The 24,299-nt window shown below is 67.4% G+C and carries 12 protein-coding genes, 1 pseudogene and 1 CRISPR repeat array; of the genes and pseudogenes, 6 read left to right on the top strand and 7 right to left on the bottom strand.

Annotated features, from left to right (window positions below):
• Positions 1-195, top strand: a pseudogene (locus C1A33_RS38275) (integrase core domain-containing protein); the annotation flags it as partial.
• A gap of 325 nt (positions 196-520) precedes the next feature.
• On the opposite strand, the gene C1A33_RS33150 reads toward C1A33_RS38275, so the two are convergent.
• A protein-coding gene (locus tag C1A33_RS33150; RefSeq protein ID WP_423748180.1) for an IS3 family transposase occupies positions 521-2,025 on the bottom strand; the annotation gives its coding sequence in 2 pieces (ribosomal slippage) (positions 521-1,674 and positions 1,674-2,025; 1,506 coding nt in all).
• Positions 2,026-2,158: 133 nt separating this feature from the next.
• Positions 2,159-2,718: direct repeats of the CRISPR family, unit length 30 nt; unit sequence GTCGCTGATCATCCCTGGAGGGATCGCAAC.
• Positions 2,719-3,275: 557 nt separating this feature from the next.
• Here C1A33_RS33150 and C1A33_RS33160 point away from each other — a divergent pair.
• Positions 3,276-5,006: a recombinase family protein gene (locus C1A33_RS33160; protein WP_101836422.1), complete on the top strand. Its 1,731-nt coding sequence runs from the start codon at positions 3,276-3,278 to the stop codon at positions 5,004-5,006.
• A gap of 220 nt (positions 5,007-5,226) precedes the next feature.
• On the opposite strand, the gene C1A33_RS33165 is transcribed toward C1A33_RS33160, so the two are convergent.
• Positions 5,227-6,249 carry a restriction endonuclease gene (locus C1A33_RS33165; protein WP_101836423.1) on the bottom strand — a complete coding sequence of 341 codons (1,023 nt, stop codon included), beginning with the start codon at positions 6,247-6,249 and terminating at the stop codon, positions 5,227-5,229.
• A gap of 478 nt (positions 6,250-6,727) precedes the next feature.
• On the opposite strand from C1A33_RS33165, the gene C1A33_RS33170 reads away from it, so the two are divergent.
• Complete coding sequence (locus tag C1A33_RS33170) at positions 6,728-8,968, top strand: McrB family protein (protein WP_207770609.1); 2,241 nt, start codon at positions 6,728-6,730, stop codon at positions 8,966-8,968.
• A complete protein-coding gene (locus C1A33_RS33175) occupies positions 8,949-10,265 on the top strand; it encodes an McrC family protein (protein ID WP_207770610.1) in 1,317 nt (438 codons plus the stop codon). The genes C1A33_RS33170 and C1A33_RS33175 overlap by 20 nt, the downstream gene beginning before the upstream one ends.
• 115 nt (positions 10,266-10,380) lie before the next feature.
• Here C1A33_RS33175 and C1A33_RS33180 read toward each other — a convergent pair whose 3' ends face one another.
• Complete coding sequence (locus C1A33_RS33180) at positions 10,381-12,051, bottom strand: TerD family protein (RefSeq protein ID WP_243408180.1); 1,671 nt, start codon at positions 12,049-12,051, stop codon at positions 10,381-10,383.
• 405 nt (positions 12,052-12,456) lie between these two features.
• Here C1A33_RS33180 and C1A33_RS33185 point away from each other — a divergent pair, with 405 nt between their 5' ends.
• Entirely contained in the window at positions 12,457-13,272 is an 816-nt protein-coding gene (locus C1A33_RS33185) for a hypothetical protein (protein WP_101836425.1), read from the top strand.
• Positions 13,273-13,541: 269 nt separating this feature from the next.
• On the opposite strand, the gene C1A33_RS33190 is transcribed toward C1A33_RS33185, so the two are convergent.
• Positions 13,542-16,673, bottom strand: coding sequence for a DEAD/DEAH box helicase (locus tag C1A33_RS33190; protein ID WP_165818705.1), 3,132 nt, complete (start codon positions 16,671-16,673; stop codon positions 13,542-13,544).
• Positions 16,674-16,991: 318 nt separating this feature from the next.
• On the opposite strand from C1A33_RS33190, the gene C1A33_RS33195 reads away from it, so the two are divergent.
• Entirely contained in the window at positions 16,992-17,252 is a 261-nt protein-coding gene (locus tag C1A33_RS33195) for a hypothetical protein (protein ID WP_101836427.1), read from the top strand.
• A gap of 170 nt (positions 17,253-17,422) precedes the next feature.
• On the opposite strand, the gene C1A33_RS33200 is transcribed toward C1A33_RS33195, so the two are convergent.
• The 3 genes from C1A33_RS33200 to C1A33_RS33210 form a co-directional block, all read right to left on the bottom strand.
• A protein-coding gene (locus tag C1A33_RS33200; protein ID WP_243408179.1) for an IS3 family transposase occupies positions 17,423-18,594 on the bottom strand; the annotation gives its coding sequence in 2 pieces (ribosomal slippage) (positions 17,423-18,336 and positions 18,336-18,594; 1,173 coding nt in all).
• 305 nt (positions 18,595-18,899) lie between these two features.
• Positions 18,900-22,625: an NB-ARC domain-containing protein gene (locus C1A33_RS33205; RefSeq protein WP_101836428.1), complete on the bottom strand. Its 3,726-nt coding sequence runs from the start codon at positions 22,623-22,625 to the stop codon at positions 18,900-18,902.
• 144 nt (positions 22,626-22,769) lie between these two features.
• Positions 22,770-24,110 (bottom strand): serine/threonine-protein kinase, encoded by a 1,341-nt coding sequence (locus C1A33_RS33210; RefSeq protein ID WP_165818706.1) that lies wholly within the window; start codon positions 24,108-24,110, stop codon positions 22,770-22,772.
• Positions 24,111-24,299 lie beyond the last annotated feature (189 nt).

Below are 24,299 nucleotides of genomic sequence, written 5' to 3' on the forward strand. Positions count from 1 at the left end.
GAGCATTCCATCTTCTACCTCAGAACCTCATCCAGTTCCCTTCAGGACACACCAATCCGTACTCCGAGTCCCAGTTCAAGACGTTGAAGTACCGGCCCGGCTTCCCCGACCACTTTGATACCATCATCGAAGCGCGGACGTTCTGCCGCGGATTCTTCGACTGGTACAACAACGAGCACAAACATTCCGGAATTGGTTATCTCGCGCCGGCGGTCGTGTTCTTCGGCCAGGCCGAGGCCGTGCATGCCGCGCGAGGTCGTGTCCTCGACGCGGCCTACGCGGTGCACCCGGAGCGGTTCGTGCACCGGGCTCCGGTTCCGCCGCCGCTGCCGAAACCGGCCGGGATCAACACGAAGCCCGGCGAGGACACCGAACCGGCCGACGAGGGCGTGCCCGAAAGATCGGAAGTTGTCCCCACGCAAAGATCACAAGTAGGCTAGTTCACAAGGAATCTTGTCCCAAAGATCTTGACAAGTTCCGCGGAACTTGTCAAGATCTTTAGGACAAGATTCTTTGTGGATTACCCTGTAGTCGATCTCTGTGGGGGGACGACCTCCGATCGTTCGGGGACGCCGGCGGCGTCGGCCTGGTCGCCGGGCTTGTGGTTGATCCCGGCGGGCTTCGGGAGTGGTGGCGGGACCGGGGGCCGGTTCACGAACCGTTCCGGGTGCGCGGCGTAGGCGGCGTCGAGGACGTGGCCGCGGGCGGCGTGCACCGCCTCGGCCTGGCCGAAATACACGACCGCCGGTGCGAGGTAGCCGATTCCTGAATGTCTGTGCTCATGGTTGTACCAGGCGAAGAACCGGCGGCAGAACTGGCGCGCCTCGGCGATGGTACCGAACCGGTCAGGGAAGTCGGGCCGGTACTTCAATGTTTTGAACTGGGACTCCGAGTAGGGGTTGTCGTTCGAGACCCGCGGCCTGGAATGCGACCGGACGATGTCGAGGTCCGCGTAGAGCATCGCGACGGTCTTCGACGTCATCGACGAACCCCGGTCCGCGTGCACCGTCAGCCGCAACGTGTCGACGCCGTACTTCTCACAGGTCTGTGTGACCAGCTCCTTCGCCAGCTCACCCGACTCGTTCGACGCCAGCATCCAACCCACCACATACCGGCTGAAGATGTCAAGGATGACATACAGATAAAAATAGCTGTGTTTCGACGGTCCCTTGATTTTCGTGATATCCCAGGTCCACACCCGGTTGGGTGCCGCCGCGAGCAGTTCGGGCTTCACGTGCGGCGGGTGCGTGGCCTGGCCGCGACGCTCCCCGGTCTGGCCCTCGGCGGCCAGGATCCGGTAGAACGTCCGCCAGGACGCCAGGTAGACGCCCTCATCGAGCAGCGTCGCCCACACCGACGCCGGCGACATGTCCGCGAACCGCTCCGAGTTGAGAACCGCCAGAACCTCGGCGCGTTCACCGGGAGAAAGGGCCCGCGGCTGCACGCGTTCGCTGTACGGCTTCGGCGACCGCCGCGCCGCCGCCACAGGCGGACGGTGACGCCGGTAGAACGTCGCCCGTGACCGCCCCGTCAGCTCACAGGCCTTCGCCGGCCCGACGACCCCGGCCAACTCCACAGCACACGCCTCGGCTATCCGTTCTCCTTCCGCGGCGACTCCCGGGAGACGTCGGGAATGCTCTCGGAGAGCGCCTCCAAGAGCGCGTTGGCTTTTCCCATAATATCAATCACGCGCCGGGACGCCTCAAGCTCCTTCTCCTGCCGGGCCAGCCGGGCCCGCAGCTGCTCGATCTCCTTGTCCCGTGGATCGGACGCCGGCCGGCCCCGCGGCCTCGACAAAGCCTCCGCCGCACCCTGATCCCGCGCCCGACGCCATTCCACCAGATGCGCAGAATACAACCGCTCCCGGCGAAGAATCGCACCCTTCTCACCATGCCCGGCCGCGTCATACTCCGCCAGAATCCGCGCCTTGTACTCCGCCGTGAACGTCCGCCGCTTCGCCTTCGGCTCGACCTCCGGATCAGGCCGCGCGGACTCGGACTCGCTCACCCGACCATCATCGACCAGACCCCGCCCGGCCGTCACCACCATCGCCACGATCAACCTCTCCCAACCCCGCCCACGCTAGCCTAGATGGAACATAACATCTGTCTCATCTCATCTTGGCAGGTAGGGCCGTCGCGGCACCCGACCGGGCCGTGTCGCTGATCACCCCTGGAGGGATCGCAACCAGCAGCCATCGCGTAGTCGAGACTCGGATACAGCTCGTCGCTGATCATCCCTGGAGGGATCGCAACAACCTCCGACCCGCGCCGTGTAGGGACGCTGCTCTGCGTCGCTGATCATCCCTGGAGGGATCGCAACCCGATCCGAGAGGACCATTCCGATGACAACCACCAGGTCGCTGATCATCCCTGGAGGGATCGCAACGCGACGCTTGACCCGGTCCAGTGCGGCGGTGAGTTCCTCGCGTCGCTGATCATCCCTGGAGGGATCGCAACGCGTAGGCGCGGTGGAAGTCCGCGCCGGCCGCCCTCGGGTCGCCGATCATCCCTGGAGGGATCGCAACATCTTCTGGCGGAGAGCGGCCGCGTCGTCGGCGGGTCGCTGATCATCCCTGGAGGGATCGCAACAGCGCGTACGCCTCCTGCTCCGCCTCGGTGCGGGTCGCTGATCATCCCTGGAGGGATCGCAACGCGAACACGACCACGGCAACCCGATGGGTTTCGAGTCGCTGATCATCCCTGGAGGGATCGCAACAGCAGTTCCGGCGCGCAGCGCATCTGGCTGCGCCAGTAGCGGCAGCGAAGATTGCGGGGAAGCTAGCCGGGAAGTCGGCTCTGAGGCTCCGGCCATGACATTCAACGCGGGAACTGATCCCTGTAGCCACTCCTCTCGCGCAAGGGACCTGTGTCCCATTGCAGTCTGGCAACGGCACTTCGCGGTCAGGACGGGGCGAAACCGGTGAAGGGGCCAGAAGAGGGGGAAATTCCTTTCCCGAACCGTCCGCGATCCGACCGTGACCACTCGTGCCTCCCGATGAACCAGGAGGCCTCGCCGCTCTCGTCGACATGGCCGGCCACACCTATCGGTGAGGAGAGCCCTCATCCACGCACGGGTGGTGACGAGACATTTCTCATCCTTCTTCCAGCCGAGCCGCCCTTTATCAACCAGCGTGCGGCGCGCACACTCCTGAACATCCTCAAGGAGGCTGCGCCAGAAGCCTCCAAGCAGCCCTCCAGTGCCAACGCGAATGATCAGCCGAACGACCTGCCGCCACAGGAAATATCTCCGCCGCGTCAAGACGAAAGGCCGCCGTGACCAGATTCGCTTTCTATGGCCGTGTTTCGACGGAAGACCAGCAGGACCCGGAGGCCTCCCGTCAATGGCAGATCACCCGTGCGCGTGCCCTGACGGAACAACACGGTGAGATCGTGACCGAGTTCTTCGACATCGGCCTCTCCCGGTCCCTGCCGTGGAAACGTCGACCTCAGGCGGGACTGCTACTGGAAGCTCTCCGAGACCCCGACAGGGGATTCGACGCCGTCGTCATCGGCGAGCCGCACAGGGCATTCTACGGCAACCAGTACAGCCTGGTGTACCCCGTCTTCGAGCACTATGGCGTCGCGCTGTGGGTGCCCGAGGTCGGGGGGCCGATCGACCCCACCTCCGAGGCCCACGACCTGATCATGTCCGTGTTCGGGGGCATGTCCAAGGGGGAGCGGAACCGGATCAAGATCCGGGTACGTGCCGCGATGGCCTCGCAGGCCGCAATGGAAGGCCGTTACCTCGGCGGTCGGCCACCTTACGGCTACCGGTTGGCCGATGCCGGGCCGCACCCCAACCCCGCCAAAGCGGCCGACGGCAAGCGGCTGCACCGCCTCGAACCCGACCCAGCGGCAGCGCCGATCGTCCGCCGGATCTTCGCGGAGTATGTGAACCGCAAGGGCATCTACGCGATCGCCGAAGGCCTCACCCGCGACGGCATTCCCTGCCCCTCCGCGCACGACCCCGCGCGTAACCCGCACCGCGACGGCGTCGCCTGGTCGAAAGGGGCGGTCAAGGCGATCCTCGGTAACCCTCGTTACACCGGCCGGCAGGTATGGAACCGCCAGCGCAAGCACGAGGTCCTCATCGATGTCGAGGATGTAGCGCTCGGCTACGAGACTCACCTGCGCTGGAACGACCCGAAGGACTGGGTCTGGTCAGCGACCGAGGCCCACGAAGCGATCATCCCCGCGGAGATCTTCACCGAGGCCGAGCGGACCCGCACCGCGAGGACCCACGCCCAAGGTCCCCGCCACCGCGAGGCCGTCCCGCACCCATACCAGCTACGCGGCCTGTTGTTCTGCGGGATCTGCGATCGTCGGATGCAGGGGAACTGGGTGCGCGACACCGCCTACTACCGCTGCCGCTACCCGGACGAGTACGCCCTCGCCAACCACCTGGCCCATCCCCGCAACGTTCTGTTGCACGAAGCACAGATCATTCCCACCCTCGACACCTGGATCGCCCGCGCATTCGAGCCGTCCCGGCTCCGCGACACCGTCCACGCCCTGGAGACCGCGCAGCTCGACGGCCACAGCACCGATCAGGTAAAGGCGCAGAAGACCATCCACGACTGCACCCGGAAGATCCGCAACTACCGCACCGCCCTCGACGCGGCCACAGGCGACACCGCCGCCGTGACGATCGCCACCTGGATCACCGAAGCCGAGGCGGAACGATCCACCGCCCAAGCCCAGCTCCACGCAGCCCGGCACCGCCACCAGATGAGCAGCGACGAGATCAACGCACTCGTCTCCACGACCGGGGCCATCGTCAACGTCCTACGCGACGCCGACCCAGCTCAGAAAGCGAGCTTGTACCTGGAACTCGGCCTGAAACTGATCTTCAGGCCGTCGCCGGCGGTCCTGCGCGTCGAGGCACGACCGAGGCCGACGCATGTTGGCGTAAGGTACGTGTCCGAGGGGGGACTCGGCCACTACGCCCACGCCCTCGACCGGCGTAGACGCTTCCCGATTCCGCAGCCGGCGGGTGACCGGTGACGGCGACGCGCCATCTGCCGCCACGCCTTCACCTGCGGCGCCCTGGCTAATGGTCAGCCTGAGCGGCCACGTCTCGAGTCGAGTCACCCATCTCGCACTTTGAATATCGAGCGATGGTTCGGTCGAGCAACGCCACCGCTCGGCTCACACGCGCACCGCGCCGCCGCGATGTCATAAATACCCGGACACCGCCGACGAAAGGATGCCTGCAGATGAACTCCTAGAAATCAACCTCCGTGAGGATCTGCGCGAAGCGGGCGAAGGATCCACTGTTCGCGCGCAGTTCGGGGAGGGTGATTCTTCTGAGGTACCCTGGCAGCTTCTGCAGCGGTATCGAAGAGAGAGTCTCACGTACCTCGACAGGAAACCAGCCGACGATTCCGCCATTGACTAGAATTGCTTGTGGAGGGCTCGGGAGATGGGTGGCGCGGCCACCTATCCATCCGGACATCGACAGGTTCCCGTCGTACGCCCGACCGGATCCTTGCTCGGACATCTGCGCCTCGATGAAGGCGGCTTCCTGGCCGGGCATTCGATCGCCATACCGTCCTTCGAACATCCGCAGTTCAGGGTAGGCGTCGGCGATTATCAAGACTTGGCTCCGATTTGCCAGGGCGAGTGCGAGGGCCGTCGCCTGCAGGCCCTGAGCGCCCATCGTCGCGGTTGTCCAGTAGGGGCGCGCTTCGACGCGTCTGGCGGTGAGACGCTTGGCGAGCAGACGGATTATCTCGGCATCTCGGGTGCTTTCCACTACGATGCTCAGACCGTGCCGCATGGCCTTTGGAGGGTACTCGACGTAGGGGTCTCCGAACTGGGCAGCCGCGCGAAGCTTGAAATCAAGCACGGCCTCGATACCGTCGGTTTCTGCCGCATAGACGTCCTGCTCGCCGAAGAGGATGACGTTCAGTTCTTTGCCATGGCGGAGAGCCTCGACGGCGTTGTTGCTATAGCCGCTCATGGACACCATGACGCCGATGGTGCCGGTCAGCTTACCGTCAACCTTGCCCTTGAACTGGTAGATGGTCGAAGCCGGGATCGGTTTGCCGTGCCACTTGGCCTCAAGGAGATACGTACGGCCCCACCGGAGGAACGAGCCGTCGATCTCCTCGCCCTTCGGCCTGAACGCGGGCCACGGCTGCAGGCCGGCGCGGTCAAGGACCCCGATCAGCCACGCCTCGAAGCACCTGCCCCGCTCGTGTGGCGGCATCGCGGCGATCGACTCCAACCTCTCCGCGGGCCCCATGCAGGATATGTGGCATAACGGGCCGAAGGGAACATGGAGCGTCGCAGTTGACGAGCGGGGCCCTGGCGGACGCACGCTGCGGATGCGGGTGGCCAACCTCAGAATGACCGTCACGGGGGGACGATCGTGCCGGTCAACCGCGCCCCGTCCACCACGGTGCGCCAGGCGGGGATCTCTTTGGATTCCGCCTCGACGTCAACCTGGCCGGGAAGGCCGCCGGCGCTAAGACGCGGCGAGCCGGTGGCGGTCCGCGCTGTCCGCTACTATCCGGCTGCTCCCGCGGCGCGCAGCCTGTCTCACGCGGCGGACCCACTCGCCGCCAGACCTCTTTCGGGCAGTACCGTTTCGTTCCGGGTTGCGGCGATCGTCCTTCGGTGCTGCCAGAGGTGGCTCCGCCCGCTTCCTGGAGCCAGCAGCGTCGCCGACGGTGATCACCGATCGATGCTGTGGGTCGTTGTCACTGTCTGACGAGGTAGGGGTGGGCGCGTTCGTGGGCGGAGAGTTCGATCTGGCGGCTGCGGTGGCGGCGTTCGACCGCGGGAAGCTCGCGGGGAGGCTGGCGGATGCGGCTCGACAGCGGGAGCGGGTTCTTGCCGAGTTTCGGGTGGAGAGTTGGCCGTCGTTGCAGGTGGAGCGGTATGCGCAGGGGGTCAGCCAGGAGAGGCTGACGTTCTGTACGGTGCTGGAGTTTCACACGGATGCGCTGGGCAGCATCCGCGGCGGCAGCGCGGCGAAGCACATCATGTTTCGGCACAGTAGCGGGGAGTGGCGGCTGGCGGCGCCGTTGAAGGGCCTCGACCATCGGGAGGCATGGGGTAGGGTCCGGGCGGACTTCGTGGCTGCGTTCCAGGCGGCGCGTGCCAGCGACTTCGATGCGATCGACGAGTGCTTGATCCTGACGTACGGTCAGGCACTGGCCACGAAGTCCTTGGCGATCTACGCACCGGGCGCCTTCCTGCCGATCTATTCGTCCGACCATCTGCGCCGATTTATCCGACTGGCTGGGGGCGCGCCGGAGCCGTCGGCCACGGCGTGGCGGCTCAACCGCCAGTTGCGAGCGCTCCTGCTCGAGCGGCCCGAGCTCGATGGCTGGGATCGACTCGAGATCATGCGGTTGCTGTACCAGTTCTTCGACCCGAGGCCCGCCCAGATCAGAAGGCTGAAGGTGACGCCCGGTGAGCGGGCGAAGTGGTGGGAGGACTGCCTCGCGGGCGGATTCATCGCCGTCGGCTGGGACGAGGTTGGCGACTTGGGCGACTACACGAGCGACACCGAACTGCGTGACGCGTTGGATCGCGCTGGTTTGGAGCAGCCCGGTGCGCGGCTGGCGCTGGCTGGAAGTCTGCTCGAATACCGGGACCTGAGCCAAGGCGACCGCGTGGTCGCGGCCAGAGGGCAGGCGGTCCTCGGGGTGGGAACGGTCACTGACCAGCGGTATCGGTTTGATGCCGCCCGGCCGGAGGGCCGTCACCTGGTCGCGGTGGACTGGGACGCCTCGTATGCGCAGACGCTTCCCGCGGTCCGGCGGGGCTGGGAGAAGCCGTTCGCGAAGATCAGCGTCGATCTGTGGAGGACCATCGAAGCCGGACGGACGAAGGCCGGCAACGCTGGCGCAGTCAGTGGTGGAAACGATCTGTTCTCGCCGACGGGCGTCGGGAAGACCGAAGCTGTTCTCTCCGCCGTCCTCTCCTGGATTGGCTCGAGGGAGCCGGACGAGGAGGACAACACGTTCGAGCTGCCCGAGGATCTACCTGAGCTGGTCGGGTCGGTGGTACAGGGCCTGCGGCGCAAGGGGCAGGTGCTCCTCGCCGGTCCACCTGGAACTGGCAAGACCCGTCTCGCGCTCAGCGTCGCGCTGGCCCTCACCGGCAACGCTGAGGCGATCAGCGATCCGGCGCAGCGGCAGCGCCTCCTGGTCGATCTCCTCCGGGCCGACTCGGCGGTGGTGGTGATGGTGACCTTCCATCCGTCATACGGCTATGAGGACTTCATCGAGGGCTTCAAACCCGTCCCCTCGGTATCAGGCGGCCTGACCTTGGAACGTCAGGATGGCGCCTTCATGCGGATCTGCAAGGCCGCGCAGGCTGCGCCCGACGTGCCCTATCTGCTGATCATTGATGAGATCAACCGAGGTGACCTCCCGAGGATCCTCGGGGAGATCGTCACCCTCCTTGAACGAGACAAGCGCGGACTGCCGGTGCGGTTGCCGGTCAGTGGTCAGAGTTTCGCCGTCCCGCCGAACGTGTTTATCGTCGGCACGATGAACACCGCGGACCGCAGCATTAGTCATATTGATGCGGCGATCCGCCGCCGATTCGAGACTGTCCGCGTACCACCCGATCGAGAAGCCGTGTCCGGTGCCGTGGGACCGCTGGACCTGACCGCGTTCTTCGACGAACTGAACCGGCGGATCATCGAGCATCTCGGCGCCGATCACCAACTCGGTCATGCCTACCTGCTGCGCGACGGGGACCCGCTCGCCAGCGCCGCGGACCTGAGCGCCGCCTTCTACCAGGACATCATTCCGCTTCTCGACGGCTACGTCCTGGGCGACGTCGCACACCTGCGCCGCCTGCTGGGAAGCCTTCTCGACCCGGCGACCGGAGAACCGTCGACGATCCCCGCTGACGAGCTGCCCGCGCGCCTCGCCGAGGAGTTCACCTCCGCCACGCAGCAGGCCACCGGCGCCGAACCGGCCCGTGCCGGCCGTGATGCGTGAACGCGGCCAGCCGCGTCGTGACGTCCGGATCGGCGAGTACCAGGCGGCCGACCTGGCCGACGACGAGCTGACCGCTGTCGACCTGGACCGGCTGCGCGCGCTCGCCGGGCGCGGGGCGCTGACGGTCAGCCAGACCCGGACCGGATGGCGGGTCCGCGCGGACGCGGTCGTCGGGGTGCTCGTGCTCGACCGCGTCCGGCTAGCCATCGAACCCAAGTTCGTCATGACCGGCGAGCAGGTGATCACCTGGCTCTGCTACGCCCTGGCCACTCCGGTCCCGCACAAGACGACCTCCCGCCGCTGGACCACGAGCCCGGACGGTTTCGCTGATCTCGTCGCCCGCGCATTGGTCGACGAGTGTCGCCAACTGCTGCGCGCCGGCCTGCGCCGCGACTATGTCCGTCAGGAACTGACGATGACGGTGCTGCGCGGCCAGCTCGACCTCGGCACTCAGATCGCCCGCCGCTACGGCCAGGTTGACCGGCTACACGTGCACGCTTTCGAACGCGACCAGGCGATCTGGGAGAACACTCTGTGCGGCCTGGCCCTGCGCAAGGCGGCGCGCCTGGCCCGCGACCCGGAGCTCGCCCGCAGCGCCGCCGACACCGCCGCCCAGTTCCCCTCACCCGCCCCGCACGTGCCAGCCACCGTGTTACTGCGCCAAGCTGCCTACACCCGGCTCAACGCCCGCTACCGCCCAGCCCATGCCTGGGCCGAACTCCTGCTCACCGGCGGCGGCGTGGTCGACCTGTTCGTCCACGACGGCCACAGCGCCGACAGCCTGCTCATGCGCATGAACACCCTCTGGGAAACCGCGGTCCGCCGCCTGGCCGAGTCCGCGGCCCGATCGCTGGGCGGACGCCTCACGCCCACCGGCGGCACCCAGGCGATCACCGTTCGCGGGGACCTCAACCAGGGCAGCACCTTCCGCCCCGACGTCCTCGTCAGCCTCCCAACCGACACCGGCACCAGCCCCGCCGGCGGCTCTGCCGTCCAGCTGCTGCCGGTCGATGCCAAGTACAAGAGGTATGACACCAAGGCGGTGGGCGCTGATGACCTGCATCAGCTCCTTACCTACACCGCCGGCTACACCCCGAACGGAACCGGACGTGTCATGATCGTGCACCCCTCGGCCCGTGGCCATGTCCGCAGAACCATCGCCATCAGCGGTCCCCACGGGCGACTCGCCGCCCTCGACGTTGTCGGCATCGATATCGCCGGCCCGCCGGAGACCGGAGCCGTCTGGCTTCGCTCGACCATCGCAGAAAGTTCGCCGTCCCCCAGAGAGACACACTGATCCGACATAGCCTGGCGCAAGCCGAAAGCTCCCCGACTTCGCGTTTCGACTCGGATTCGACGATGGGCATCCGCGGCTGAGCTCCTCACCGCGCCCTGTTTGATCTTGCGGCTGGTCAGGTGGTGACGTCGATCCCGTAGTCGCTGGCGAGTCCGGCTAGCCCGGTGGTCCAGCCTTGGCCGACGGCGCGTAGGCGCCATGTGCCGTCGCGCCGGTAGATCTCGACGGCGATGGCGGCGGCTTCGGTGCTCAGGCCGGTCAGGGGAAACACTGCGACCGTTTCGTCCGTCGTTGTCACCGTGACGCGTAGGTCGGTGGCGGCGGCCAGGGTGGGTGCTCCGCTGCCGTCCAGGCTTGCCGCGATCGCGATCCGGTGGATTGCCACGGGTATTCGGAGGAGGTCGATGGTGATGCGGTCGGTCAAGGCGGCGGTGGTGGGCTGGTGGGACCGGCCGGCCGCGCGGACCGCGCCGCCGGCACCAACGGGCTGGTTGTAGAAGACCATCGCCTCGGGGTCGATCACCCGGCCGTCCGCTCCGCACAGCAGCGCGCTGATATCGAGGTCGTCGGCAGCACCGCCGTCCCAGGCAACGACGACCTGGACCGGGGCGTGGGGCAGCGGGGTGTTCGCGCCACGGACGAGGACGACGCCGCCGTCGGGCGGCGGCGTGCCTGCCGGGGGCTCCGGGGGTGTTCCGGCCAGGTCGGAAAGGCTCTGCCCTTGGGAGTAGGCGTCGCGAATGACGGTGAGCAGCGCGGCGATGTCGGGTTCGTCCCGCAGGCCCAAAGCGGCGATTTCGCGGCTGGCGCCTTTGCGCTGCAGATGGGCGCTGGGCGCGCGCAGGAGTTCCTCGACCGGGTCGACGCGCGTCCAGTCCCAGCGTGTCAGCCGGGCACGGTCGAACCGGCCCGTGTAGACCGCCGTCAGATAGTTCGCCGGGTCGCTGGCCGCGGTATCGCGGCGAACGACCAGGACTTGCGCCCCGGCGATCCTCGGGGCGACCGCGAAGGCCTCTTTCACCGTCGCCAGGACCGTCGACGCCAGCCACCAGGCATACAGGTCGTGGAGCTCCTTCTTCGTCCGCTTCGGCGTCGTCGGTGCTCCCGCCGCCGAGCGGACCGGCTTGCGTTCAGGGAGCGCGTCAACGGCCTGCACCAGGACGACGAGGCTCACCAGCGCGCCCGCGTCAGTCTGCTCGCAGTTCACGGCGACCGCGTCGGACTCGTTGTCGGCGAACGCCACCTCCAACGCGTCGAGCACCGCACCAGGGTCGTTCCCGGCCAGCGCGTGCCACGCCTCAAGCTCTACCGCCCGCTGATCCTGATAGCGATGGGCGCGAGCGGCCTGCTCCGCAGCAACGGCACTGTCGAGTCCGGCGCGCGCCCGCCGCTTCGCCTCCCGGCGGCCGCCGAAATCGAACGTGCCCAGCCCGCCGAGTTCCCGGGACTCCAGGTCGGCCAACACAGCGGCGGGGTCCACCGGCTCCGGGCCGAGGTCCGGCGGGGCGACCGTCGTCGGAAACGACTCGAGATGAAGCGTCGTCAGATGACGTTCGAGCGCGACCAGCGCGCCGAAGGCCTCCTCGGCCGCCTGCCGACGCGCCTGACGCTGCAACTCGGCGAGCTGCGCCCGTGTCGGCCCGTGGCTGCCGGCGCCGCTACGCGGGCGTGACCTGCCGCGCCCGTGGGACGACCGCGCGTGCCCGGAGCGTCGCCGACCACCCGTGCTCGTGTAATAGGAGAACGGACCGAGACCGGAGGAGAGCCCCGACCGGCCGCCGCCCATATGCACGCGCGCGATCCGAGGCCCAGCGCTCATCCGCAGACCCCGGCCCGACGCCGACAGACGAAGCCCCGGCGCCAACCTGATACCGAAAGACATCCCACCCCCCAGGGACAGCCCGTGCACCGGTCAGGCTAACCACCCGGCGGAAGAGGACAGCCACCCACCCCCGGGAGTGGGTGGACCAAGTCGTTTGTGTCGGATCCGGCTGGTACGAAGAAGTCTTCCGGTGTCGCCGATCTTTGGGGGCGGCCAGGTGCGGATTTTCGATGCGGTGGTGTGGTGCCCGCGGGGTGGACGACGTCAGGGTGACCGAGGGTAGTGCCGGCTCGTGGCCCAAGATCACTCCTCCTTACCGAACAGTATCCCGGGTGAGCGGGCGGTCGCGTCGGTGAATACCGTTGCGCCGTGAACAACCTCGACAAGCTGGCCGCGTCCGTGTCTGATTTCGCGGCCCGCAACATGCTGACCCTGATACCCGCTGTGCCGGAACGCGACTTCGGCCCGGAGGTGAACATCTCGCCAGGCACGTTGGACCTGCTTGGTTTCCTCGACCTCGCCAAGAAGCTCGGCGGCGGAGTGCTGTACCTTGAGGCCGTCGCATTCGACCCCGACGCCGACGAGGTGGAGACTCCGCCCGCGCACCTGGTCAAACACAAGGGTGCGACCGGGCGAATCGACGTAGCGTTCGCCGCGAACGGTCTGGTCCACTTCTGGCAGCAGTCCGCGCCCTGGTATCTCGAGTGGCAGCAACTGACGGAAAGCCCGTCGGTGCGCGACGAAGACGAGGACATCGAGCGACTCAGCGACGAGGAGCAAGCACGGCTCTCCGCTGAGCTGGCGGACAAGCTGCTCGCCGACCCGGGATTCCGGGCGGCGAAGCCCGGCGGGGCCAGACAACGGTACGCCAAGCTCGCCATCCCGGCAGGCACCGATGGCCTGGTCAGCTGGGAGGCGATCCGCGATGCGGTCGGCCGGGCCGAGGGACTGGCTCAAGCCCAGTACGCACAGATCACCACGCGTCTCGACGAGCTCGCGGCGGAGCTGCTGGCCACGCATGAGTACCAGCAAGTCAGCTCTTCGGGCGCGCGCAAGGCAGCCGTCGAGCAGTTCCTCATCCCACGGGCAGACGGGTTCGCCGCGCCCACGGTCGTCCGCGACGAGCTGTACGCACGGGCACAGCGCCTCGCCAAGACCACCAAGCAGCCCCCCGCTCAACTTTGATCGGTGCATCTGGCCGACGGGCAGTCGCGCCTGCGACCGCCCTGCGCGGATTCCCGCATGTGCCAGCACGATCCTCCGCAGGAGGCGGGGATGCCGCTGACGCCGAGTCGGTGGCCGAGTTCGATCCAGTTGGTAGCGATCGAGTGCTGTGCGTCGGCGAGAGTGACCCGATGGGCGCAGACGGCTCGTTCGGCGGCGTTCTCGACGGGGTTTTTCTCGTTCGATCATCTGCCTCCGGAAACTCCGAGGATCATTCTGAGTCCAGGTCTTTAGTCGACGGAGGGTGCCAAGAGCGCCGCAAAGTCGGGCGCGTCGCTGGTGTCCGCCATCCGCTCTGCGGCCGCTCGCAAGTACTCCAAGCGCCCGCGGATCCCGCCGACGCACTCAAGGAGGGCGTCCTCATCGGCGTCAATGATCCGGACCGGCTCGACGAGGCCCTGCGCATGAAGCCGCAGGTAGTCTGCCCGGCCGAGGGACGCACCGGCCTGCGCTGCGAGTGGCACCACCTCCGAAGGGACGCCGTGTTCCAGTTGCACGGGCAGCAGCCGGGCCAGCTCGTCGAGCGCGGCGTCAGGGTGGAGGTGCCTGGCGATCTCGATGACGGTGGGGATGACGTCCAGCATCCGGCTTGCGGTAGCCCGGACCGGGCCGGCGGCATCGTTGCCCGGCAGGTGGATCATGATGTTGCGCTCGATCTGGGCGACCGGCAGGCCACCCATCCAGTGCAGGCAGGCCACTGCCTTCTTCGCCCGGGCAGGGCCGACAGTGCGGTCAGCGGTGTCGAGGGCGCCGATAACCCGCGGCGCAGCGTTGTGCCGCACCAGCTCCCCGAAGTAGGTCTGCCGCTCCTTCTGCCACCCCCTGCTGTTGACCCGTACCCTCACCCCGTCCATCTCGTCGGTGAGTTGGGTCGCCGCGATGAGAGTCGCCCGCTTGATCTGCGCCGGTTGGAGCTGTCGAAGCACCTGGGCGACCCGGACCGCGGAGGCGACGGTGATGCCGCCTTGGGCGACGAGAGCGCCCAGCTCCGTCATGGCCACCTCGTCCGTGGAGTCCGATACGAGGCCGGCTGACCGCAGTTCGTGGAGCGCCGCCACGACTGTGGGACGGGAGAAGGCGTCGCCCTGACCCGTAAGCCGGGCCTGGTGCCCGGCGAAGCTAAGCGCCAGGAAGTCGACGATGTCGTCTTCGGACAAGCCGCTTCGCCCGGCGGGCGGGGTCGCGACGGCCACGACCCGCAGCAGCAGGGTGTACAGGTCCACCCCGTCGCCAAGCAGCCGGGAGTGCAGAGCCTCAGGTTGTCCGGTGATGTACTGGCCCCAGATCCGCCCGCCGTCAAAGGCGCCGCCGGCCAGAACGATCGCGCGCCCCTGCTGCACCAGCCCCTTGCGGCCCGCGCGGCCCGCGATGTTCTTGTACTCGGCGACGGTGTAGGGCGTCGTTGCGCCGGCGGCCAGCGGGTGGTCCAGCTCGGCGATGACGACCGTCTCGGCCGGCAGGTTGACGCCCTGGGCCAGAGTGGTTGTGGCGACGAGCACACGGATCTGGCTGTCCGGCTCCCGGAAACACTCCTCGAGCACGCGCTTCTCGTCGCGCTCCAGGTCGGAGATGTGGAAGGCGACGCCGCCGGCCAGGCAGTTGCGCAGGTCGGTGCTGACGCCGCTCGGGTCGCTCGCGGGAAGCCGCGCGAGGGCCACGTCCGCGGCCGGGAGGCCCAGAGCCTGCACGAGGTAGCCGGCGCAGCTACGGGCTGCTCCGCGCGTGCTGCGGAAGACGGTGACCTGCTGGCCGTCGTCGACCAGTTTGGCTACGAGCGGGATGACGACGTCCCTGTTCCGCGTGGCCCATGGGATCGGGGGAAGGAGTTGCTCGCTCGCTTCCCAGCCGTCCGCCGTCAGGTGGCGGTACGTGCCGTCTGGGACCAGGACGCCCTCCTGGAGCGGCACCGGGCGCTCGGTCCACGCCAGGTGGTAGGCCCCCAGCCAGGTGTCCAGGCCGCCGAGGTCGCCGAGCACCGCCGACAGTGCGATCACTTGCGGGCGGACGCCTTGACTACTGCGCATCTTGAGCAGCGTCAGGATGAACTCGAGGTACGGCCCGCGTCCGCGGTCGACCACGGTCTGCACCTCGTCGATGACGGCAACGCCGAGCAGACTGAGCAGGTGCTCGTAGCCAATCGCCAGGCCACCGAACTTCTCGTAGGTCAACACGGCGAGGTCGAACTGGCCGCGCAGGATCGCGCCAACCTGGTCCCCGGACTCTCCGGTGGCGTGCACGACCCGAAGGCCCAGAGGCCCGTAGATCCGCCGGAACCGCTCGTACTGCTCATTGACCAAGGCCCGTGTGGGCAGGAGGAAGGCGGACCGCCCACCCTGCTCGGCGGCGCGCACCGCCGCCAGTTCGCCGATCATCGTCTTGCCCGACGACGTCGGTGCCGTGACGAGCACGTTGTCTCCCCGCAGCACCCCGGCCTCATTGATTGCCGCGACCTGCAAGTCGTTGAGCTCGTTGAAGGCCGCCGACCACGCCTCAAGGACCGCCGGGCCGACCCCATGAGAGCTGAGGCCGGTGATGTCCCTGGTCGCCGGGGCCGTCCCGAGCGACGGAAACAGGGCGGTGAAGGCCGACCCCGGCGTGAACACCGGCCACTGGATCTGGCCGTCCATCCGGCCCCGGAGCGTCGGGTGTTGCCGGGCGCCGTAGTTTCCCGAGGCGTCCCCAATCACGCTGCGGGTCACGTAACCGAGCAGCTCATACAGGGAGACCTTGCCGTCACGGACGACGTCACCGCCGCCCTGAAGGGCCTGGAGCAGGTGGTAGGTCAAGAGGCCGTGACCGTAGCGCGGGTTCTCCCAGGCTGGCTGATCTCCCGTCGAAGCCGTGAGAATCAGTCGGCCCTGACCAGCCAGACGCTCCAGTAGCGCCTGCGTCGAGAGCGGTACGCCCCCGCCCGCGCCACGTGGTACCCGTGAAGCCCGCAGCACCTTGGCCCCGGCGCCGCCCGAGAAGCAACAGTCCAGGATCACCACCAACTGCCGAGCCGGGATGGCGCTCACCAGTTCGGTCAACTCGTCCAGGGACAAGCAGGTCGAGGCCAGATCATCACGGTCCGCGTCATACGTGATCAGCTCGTGAGTGTCACTCCCGTGCCCGGAATAGCTGATGACCACAACGTCATCTGGGACACTGGACACGGCCAGCGCTTTGAGCTCCTGGACCAGGCGGTCCCGCGTAGCGTCCTGGTCGGTCAGCAAGCCGGCGCCGGGCCCGAGGTTGTCTGTGAACAGCGCGTGAAGCGCTTGGGCGTCCCTGACGGCCGCCGCCAGATTGCCAATCCGTGGGGACTGGTAGCGGTTCACGCCAACGAACAGGCCCCGGAAGGAACCCTGCGGACTGGTCAACGGATCTCCCCCTTGAGTTCCGATGGCTACGCCTCTAGCCGAGCGCCGCATCCACGGGGACGCACGCTCACGATCAACGTACTCGACCAAGCGTTCGAGGTGACACGGGGGGTAGAGCGGTGCAGATCTTCTCTACGTCGCTCAAGCGCCGCTTGACCCCGCAACTGGCGGTGGAGCTGATCGCGGAGGTCAACCAGCCGCGCAGGCTCGGCGTGCGGATGCGTACCCCGTTGCCCCGGATGGCGTGCAGGTTCCTGGAGGAGACGCTGGCCTGGTGCGCCGAGGTGCGCAGCCGCCAGACCGGCCTGCATCTGCTGCTTGGAGGCCGGCGCGCTGCTGCTGGCCGAGTTCGGCGAGGGCAAGAGCTGCTTCACCTACCTGTTGAGCCGGCGGCTGTCCTCCGAGGCGCTGCGCGACCCGGAGACGCCGGGCTGGGTTCCGCTGCGACTCGACCTCAAGGAGCTGCGCGGCGTTCGTGACGCCCGGGAACTGCTCGGCATGGCAGGACACATGACCTCCGCGTCGGATTACGCCCAACCCGGAATCGAGGAGTGCCAGCGTGCCCTACTCAACGGGTGATCGTCTCTTGAGTGACCTTCAGGAATTGGTGCTCCTCTTGGAACAGGAGGCCGACATCAAGGAGTGGCTCCGCGCCAAGGTGTGAGCCGCCACCATCGACTGGAAGCTGCACCCACCATCCTGCCAGCTGAAGCTGCCCCGGTTTCGTTCACACGTAGGGCTTTGAACGGCTACGCGGCATTATTGTACTCGTTGAAGCGGGTTTCGTGGTCGTGGGGGCTGAGGTATCCGTTGGTGGAATGGCGGCGGCGCCGGTTGTAGAAGCCTTCGATGAAGTCGAAGAGGGCGGCGCGGGCCTGATCGTGGGTGGTGAAGCTGGTGCGGTCGAGGAGTTCGCATTCGAGGGTGGCGAAGAACGACTCGGTGACCGCATTATCGTAGCAGTCGCCGGCGGATCCGACGGAGCGTCGCACCTGATACTGCTGGCAGAGCCTGGCGAATTCCCGGGAGGTGTACTGGGAGCCTTGATCGGAGTGATGGATGACGCCGGCGGGAGGACGGCGGTGGCGCAGGGCCATGGTGAGCGCGTCGGCGACGAGGGGTGTTCTCTGTTCGGCTGCCATGGACCAGCCGACGATCTTCCGGGCGTACAGGTCAAGGACGACGGCGAGGTACAGCCAGCCCTGGCCGGTCGGGATGTAGGTGACGTCGGCGGTCCAGACGCGGTTCGGGGCGGGGGCGGTGAAGTCGCGTCCGACCAGGTCCGGGGGGAGGTGGGCGGCGCGGTCGGCGCGGGTGAGGCTGACCCGTCGGCGGCGGTGGACTCCTTGCAGGCCAGCGTTTCTCATCAGCCTGGCGACGCGTTTGCGGCTCACGCGGACGCCGGCGGCGGCCAGGTCGGCGTGCACGCGTGGGGCGCCGTAGGTGCCGCGGGACGCCGCATGCACCGCGGTGATCTTCGTGGTGAGGGTCTGGTCGTCGGCGGCCCGGGTGGACTGGCCGCCGCGGCGACGCCAGGCGTAGTAGCCCTCGCGTGACACACCGAGCACGCGGGCCAGAACGGAGACATGATGGTGTGTTTTCTCCGCGTCGATCAGAGCGAAAATCATCTTCTCTGACCGGTCTCCGTGGCGAAGAAAACCGCTGCCTTCCGCAGGATCTCCCGCTCTTCGCGGAGCTGCCGGTTCTCCTTCCGAAGCAGCTCCAACTCCTCACGTTCCGCGGCGGTCAGCCCGTCCGCCCGGGCGTCGTCCTGACGGGACGCGTCCCGAACCCAGTTACGGATCGACTGCCCCGACGGTCCGTATTCCTTCGCGAGTTCCTCGGGCATCCGACCGGCCCGGACAAGATCCACCATCTGGCGGCGGAACTCCTCCGTGTACGGCGGTTTTGATCTCGGCACCTGTGCTCCTCCCTGAGACCATTATCTCAAAGAGCCCAGGTGTGAACAGAAGCGGGTCAACTTCAAGCTGACCTCCAGGTCATACCAGCCAACACGTTACCCGCGGGGTCGGGTTGACTTCCCCGGATATCCCTTTGCAGGGTGGCGCCAAAATTCGCGATTGCAGCTGCGGCAGAGCGTGGATCTTTTCCTGGATCGCTGTCCCGGCTACGCGAGCAGGATTTACCATCTTTCACAGGGTTGCTGTGCTCAGCACCGTCCGTCCACATGGCGTTCCCGCAGGCTGCGAATGAGGTTTGGACCGATCAGGGCCACCATTCTTGGACGCGTAGCAGAGCAGCAACCGCGGCGTGTCCGTCTGGCTCGGCAGCAACCCGGTTGCCGCCCAGTACGGAAGTGATCACCTGGATGACAGATGATCTGCTCACCGTCGATCCGGCCTGGAGGGCTCGGGTTAGGACAGTGTGCCGCTGGTCGGGGGGTAGGTGGGGAGCGACTCCGGCTAGCGCGATGGCGCGTGCCTCGGGCGAGGTGATGGCTGAGGCGGCGTCTGAGGCTCGGGTGACGAGATGATCGGGCAGGCATGGTGCGAGGCTCGCCAGCGCGTATGCTCGGCCCTCTTCCCAGTCGGTGTCGATGGCGGCCTCCAACGCCCTGGTCATGGCATACTCCGGCGCCTCGGCTCGCAGAAACGGCGCCAGTACCTTCAACGCCTTTGGATCGAGCCTTGTGATCGAATCCGGGGCGGTGATGATATGGGAGAGGGCCTCGCGTGCGATCGAGAGGTCGTTCTCCTCGTGGAGGCTGGGGATCAGCATGGCGAGGGCAGATGCGCGGCGGCTTGCGCTGCCGATGCGCAGAACGTCTGACAAGGTCTGCGCCAGGATTGGTTGTTGCTCGTCCGAGGGCAGGCAGGGCGCGACTATGGTCATGATCTCGGCGACCTGGTCCGGTCGCAGGTCGCCGCCGTGAGCGTCTTCCAGTATCTGTTCGAGGATCTCGTCGTGGCTCCCGCTGTCCAGATCCGGCAGTACAAGCGTCAGCAGTCGAGCCCGTGGGTAGGGCTCGTCGATGTTGAGGGCAGCGTCGACTACTTCTCCGAGGAGCTGTTCGGGAAGGTGCGGCACGGCTCCCGCGAGTGCGTCTGCCAGGCCGTGCTCGGACAGATCGCTGACCGATGCGAGATCAATGAGATCTCCGGCGTAGCCGTCGGGTAGGTATGCGGCGAGTGCGGTCCAGGTCAGGAGGACGTCGGTTGCCGAGTCGATGGTGAGGGCGGCGTCTGCTGCCCAGTCGAGTGCGTCTGCTGGCAGATGTGGCGCAAGCCCTTCGAGCGCCACGGCCCGGTCGTCAGGTTCGTCGATCTTCGTGGCGGTGTCGAGGGCGTCGAGGATGAGATTGTCGGGCAGGTAGGGCGCCAGCGCGGCCAAGGCCTGTGCGCGTACCTCAGGTGCGTCGATGAACTCAGCGACGTTGAATGCCTTCGGGACCAGGTCCTCGGGCAGTTGTGGTGCGAGGTCTGCAAAGAGGGTGTCGGCCATCCACGGGGAGGCGGCCAGTTCGGCGAGTACCTGTTCGAGGATCGGCCGTGCCAACGTGTCGGGGAGCCGCGGCGCCACCTTGGTGAGTATGTCAAGCCGAATGCTTTCGGAGTCGAGGTCAGGGATGTCATCAAGAACCTGTGCCAGGAGGCGGGCGAGTTGGTCGCCGACAGCGTAGGGGGCGAGTTCTGCGAGCGGCAGGGCGCGATCGAACGGGCTGTCGAGGGCAAGGAGGATATCCAGCGCCTCGTTGACCAGATCGGGCGGTAGGAGAGGCCCCAGTTCCGTGAGGGCTTCTGCCCGAGGCCCGGGAGCGTTCATCGCGGCAAGGTCATCAAGTGCCTGATCGAGGAGATGGCCGCGTTCGTCGGCGGGGAACAGCGAGGCGAGGTCTGCCAGCGCGACCGCGCGGGATTCGGGCGTCTCCAGGGCTGTGACCTCACCGAGGAGTTGGCGGAGCGTCTCGTCGAGGGTGTCGGGCCGCAAGAAAGGTGCGAGGCTGGCCAACACCGCCGCTCTGTGGGCAGGGCTCATGGTTGTCATGTCGACCAAGGTGCGCGTTGCGACGCGTTCAAGGTCGTCGGCGGGCAGGACCGAGGCGAGGCCTGCTAGGACGTCGGCACGCAGGTCAGGCTCGTCGATGGCTTCGAGCGCGGCCACAGCCCGTTGGAAGATCTGTGGGCGCTGCTCGGCCGGCACATGCGGCGCCAGACGCGCGAGCGCGGATGCCCTCGTGTCGGGCCACCGGTTTGCCTGGGCGTAGCTGATCACGCGGGTCGCGGACCACAGAGCGGCTTCGGCGAGGCGCACGAGCAGAGAAGCCGGAACATTGCCAGCTCTGCTGGTCATCGAACCGACTAGTAGCGCGTACGTAGCCTCGCGAGCGAACATCGCGCGATCGCCCGCCTGTGCCTGTTCTTGCGCGTCGCGCCAGGCAGCTCGGACGGTTGCCAGATAACTCTCGATGCTGGCCCAGTCCTCGTGCATGGCGTGCCAGATATTCTCCTTATGCCGAGCCGCGCTCGGCTGCTCGGCACCGAGGAGACGGTCGACCGTGTCCGGATCGCCCGCGGCGAGCAGATGGTCGACCAGCGCTGAGAGGGTGTAACGGTCGACCTCCGTCGGCTCGACGAGTTTCACCAGGTCCGGTAGCCCTTCGTCCACGCTGCCCCACCGGCGCAGGAGCCGTGCCGCCAGCAGACCGTGGAGTTCAGCGAACCGGGAGGAGCCGAGGCGTGCGCGAGCATAGTCGATGACAAGCCCGTGGACGCTGACCGTATCCGTGAGCAGGTCGAGCGAGATCAGCGAGACGTTCGCCAGGTCACGCAACGCCTGCAGAGTCTGAGCCCGGCCGAGTCCGGCGGTCTCGGCCCACAGTTCCGTGAGGACCGCGGATGAGACGCGTCCACGACCTCTAAAGACTGCCAGTTCGTGAAAGCGGCTTGCCGTTGCCGTGGGAAGGATATCGATGGTCGTGCCGAGAACAACGAGCAGGCTGCCATTCGGGTAGTCCGGGAACCGGGCCCGCAGCGCGTCGAGGTCCGCCTCACTGAACCGGTCAGCGATCTCGTCCCATCCCCAGTGTTCCGAGATGAGACCTCCCGCGATCGCCAGCGCTAGCGCCAGACCGTCGCAGTAGGACAGCACGGTCTCTGCCCTTGACGGAAGACCTTCAGCGGGCCAGCGGGCGTAGGCCGCGAGCAGTTCACGCGCGATCTTGGCGTCGACCCGGCCGACACGGAGTCTTTCCGCGCCCGTCGGCAGGACGTGGTGAGTCCGCGCGGTGATCAGGTAGCGCACGCCGGCGACCCGCGGGAACGCATCGACGACGGCGGCCTCCCAGACGTCATCGAGCACGACCAGGCAGTAGGCACCCGCGAGGAGGTCCCGAAGGCGTTCGCGGCCGTCGGCGACAGCGAGCACTGGACGCAGGTCACCGAAAGCGCGCAGGACGCGTGCCTGGACCTCAGCCGTGTCGGCGTCTGGACCGACGTCCACCCAAACCACGCCATCAGCGAACCGGGCGCGCAAGACGTCGTCGTGAACCGCAGCCCGAGCAAGGGTCGACTTCCCGGCGCCACCCATTCCGATCACACCAACGTGGCCGGCACCGTGGGAGGAAAGCGTCGCGTGCAGCGCGTCCAGGTCGGCGACGCGCGGAACATAGTGTTCCGGCAGAGGACGAGCAGCCTGCAGGACATCCCAGGATGGTGCCAGACGCAGAACCACCTGCTCACCGAAGACAGACACTCCCGGGAACCGTGCCGCGGCGGCTGCCAGAACCCGCGCGCGCCCGTTGGGAATCACACCGAGGGCGAGACGTTCGGCGATCTCGTACCAGACCTCGGCTGCAGACGTGGCGTTCCAAACGGGCAGATGCTCCAGCGGGTAGCCGACGCTGCCGAGCAGTCCCCTCACGGAGGCTGAATCAGGAAAGGCAAGCGCGAGCGCGCGCAGTTCCTCCTGCGAGAAGGCACTCAGTACCGTCATCTCCCTCGGTCTGCGGCCCGGCTTGATCCGGCGGGCGGGTGGATCAAGCTCGGAGGGGAAGGCAGGGAAGGCTCTGGGTCGCGTACGTCCTTGTCCCGGCCGACCGCAGGTGCAGCCCGGCCAGCCCGCATATTTGGGTCGTGGTCATCGTTTGTCGCGGCAGGCGGCGTAGATCTCACGCACGATCCGCTGCGATGAGTCGGACTGCACATTGGCGCTGAGCTGCTGGTATTGCTCCTGGGTGTACGTGGCTTCGAGCTTGTCCAGGGTGCAGGTGCAGTAGCCGTCGTTGTTGTTGCTGACGTCGAGGCACGAGCTGAGATACGCGTCGCGGACGCTGGCGTCGTAGTGACCCCGGCCGCCGGGGGCAGTCGCACTGGTCGGCACACCAACGCGCGGAGTGCGATCCGATGGCGGGCTGGTGGCACTCGCACTGAGGGTGGCCTGCGTAGGAGTACCTCCCGACGCGTGCCCGTGGTCGAAGGGGTTGACGAGCAGAAGGCCCACGACCAGCGCCACGACCGCGGTCGCAGCCGCGGCGATCCACCACGAGGCCCGGGCCGGCAAGTCGGCGGCACTCCCGCGCCGCCTTGGCGCTTCCTCGTCATCTGCCGGCGGGTCTGCCTGATGGGGCGCGGCCACGGCGCGGACATCGTCCGACAGGTACACCGGAATCCCGGTGCCAGCGAGCCAGTCCGCTCCGAAGGCGCTCACGGCGGCGGCGGCCAGCTCGTGGGCGAACGTTTCGGCGTCGGGCTGGCGGTCAGCCGGTGCCTTCGCCAACGCTCGCATCACCACCGCGGCTACTGTCTCCGCCACGCCGGGTGGAGACGGTGGGGTGACGGTGAGCGTGCGCTGCCAGACCAGCGGTACCGAGTCGGCGCTCTCGAACGGTGGCCGGCCTGACAGCAGCCGGTACAGCAGCACCCCGAGCGCGTAGATGTCGGTTGCGGGCCCGAGACGGCCGCCGGTGATCTGCTCCGGAGCCATGTACATCGGGGTGCCGGCCTGACCCGTCGCGCTGACACCGGTGCCGGTGAACGCTCGGGAGATCCCGAAGTCCGCGACCTTCGGACAGCCATCCCCATCGAAGATCACGTTGTCCATCTTGATGTCCCGGTGCAGGACACCTTTGGCGTGTGCGTGGGCGAGAGCCGCGGCGACCGCGAGGCCCACCGCGCAGGCCTGCTGCTGGGTCAGGTCCTTACGGCGCCGGGACAGGGTGCCGCCGGTCAGGAGCTCCATCACGATCAACCCGATGCCGTCGTCCTCGACGTAGTCGTGGACCTTCACGATGTGCGGGTGATCGAAGCTCGCGAGGACCTCGGCCTCCGCGGCGAAGCCGGACTCCGCGCTGGACTCGCTGGCGAGCATCTTGATCGCGACATCGCGCTTGAGCTTGCGGTGCCTGGCCGTGATGACCATGCCGTACGCCCCGGCACCCATCGGATGACCAAGCTTGTAACCGGGCAGCGCCGCGGCCACACGAGCCTGATCGCTTGCGAACTCTGCCGGCTGGCGCCGTGCCACTCTGCCCCCTCGTACCAGCCGGCATCCGCACCGACCGCCCCACGCGGAGCATGTCACATGGGAGCGAGCACGAGGTCACGCAGGGCATCAAAGCGCACCCTGACCACACCGGAGCCCGCCTACTCTCTGATCGGGAGGGTGGGC

Origin of the sequence: Frankia canadensis (assembly GCF_900197875.1) — a bacterium.
In the GTDB taxonomy this organism is placed as follows: Bacteria; Actinomycetota; Actinomycetes; order Frankiales; family Frankiaceae; genus Frankia; species Frankia canadensis.

What these genes read in the sequence shown, in the direction of transcription:
- C1A33_RS33165 (WP_101836423.1), bottom strand. Translation starts at nt 6,249, where the DNA reads ATGGGGCCCGCGGAGAGGTTGGAGTCGATCGCCGCGATGCCGCCACAC.
- C1A33_RS33180 (WP_243408180.1), bottom strand. Translation starts at nt 12,051, where the DNA reads ATGGGCGGCGGCCGGTCGGGGCTCTCCTCCGGTCTCGGTCCGTTCTCC.
- C1A33_RS33205 (WP_101836428.1), bottom strand. Translation starts at nt 22,625, where the DNA reads ATGACGGTACTGAGTGCCTTCTCGCAGGAGGAACTGCGCGCGCTCGCG.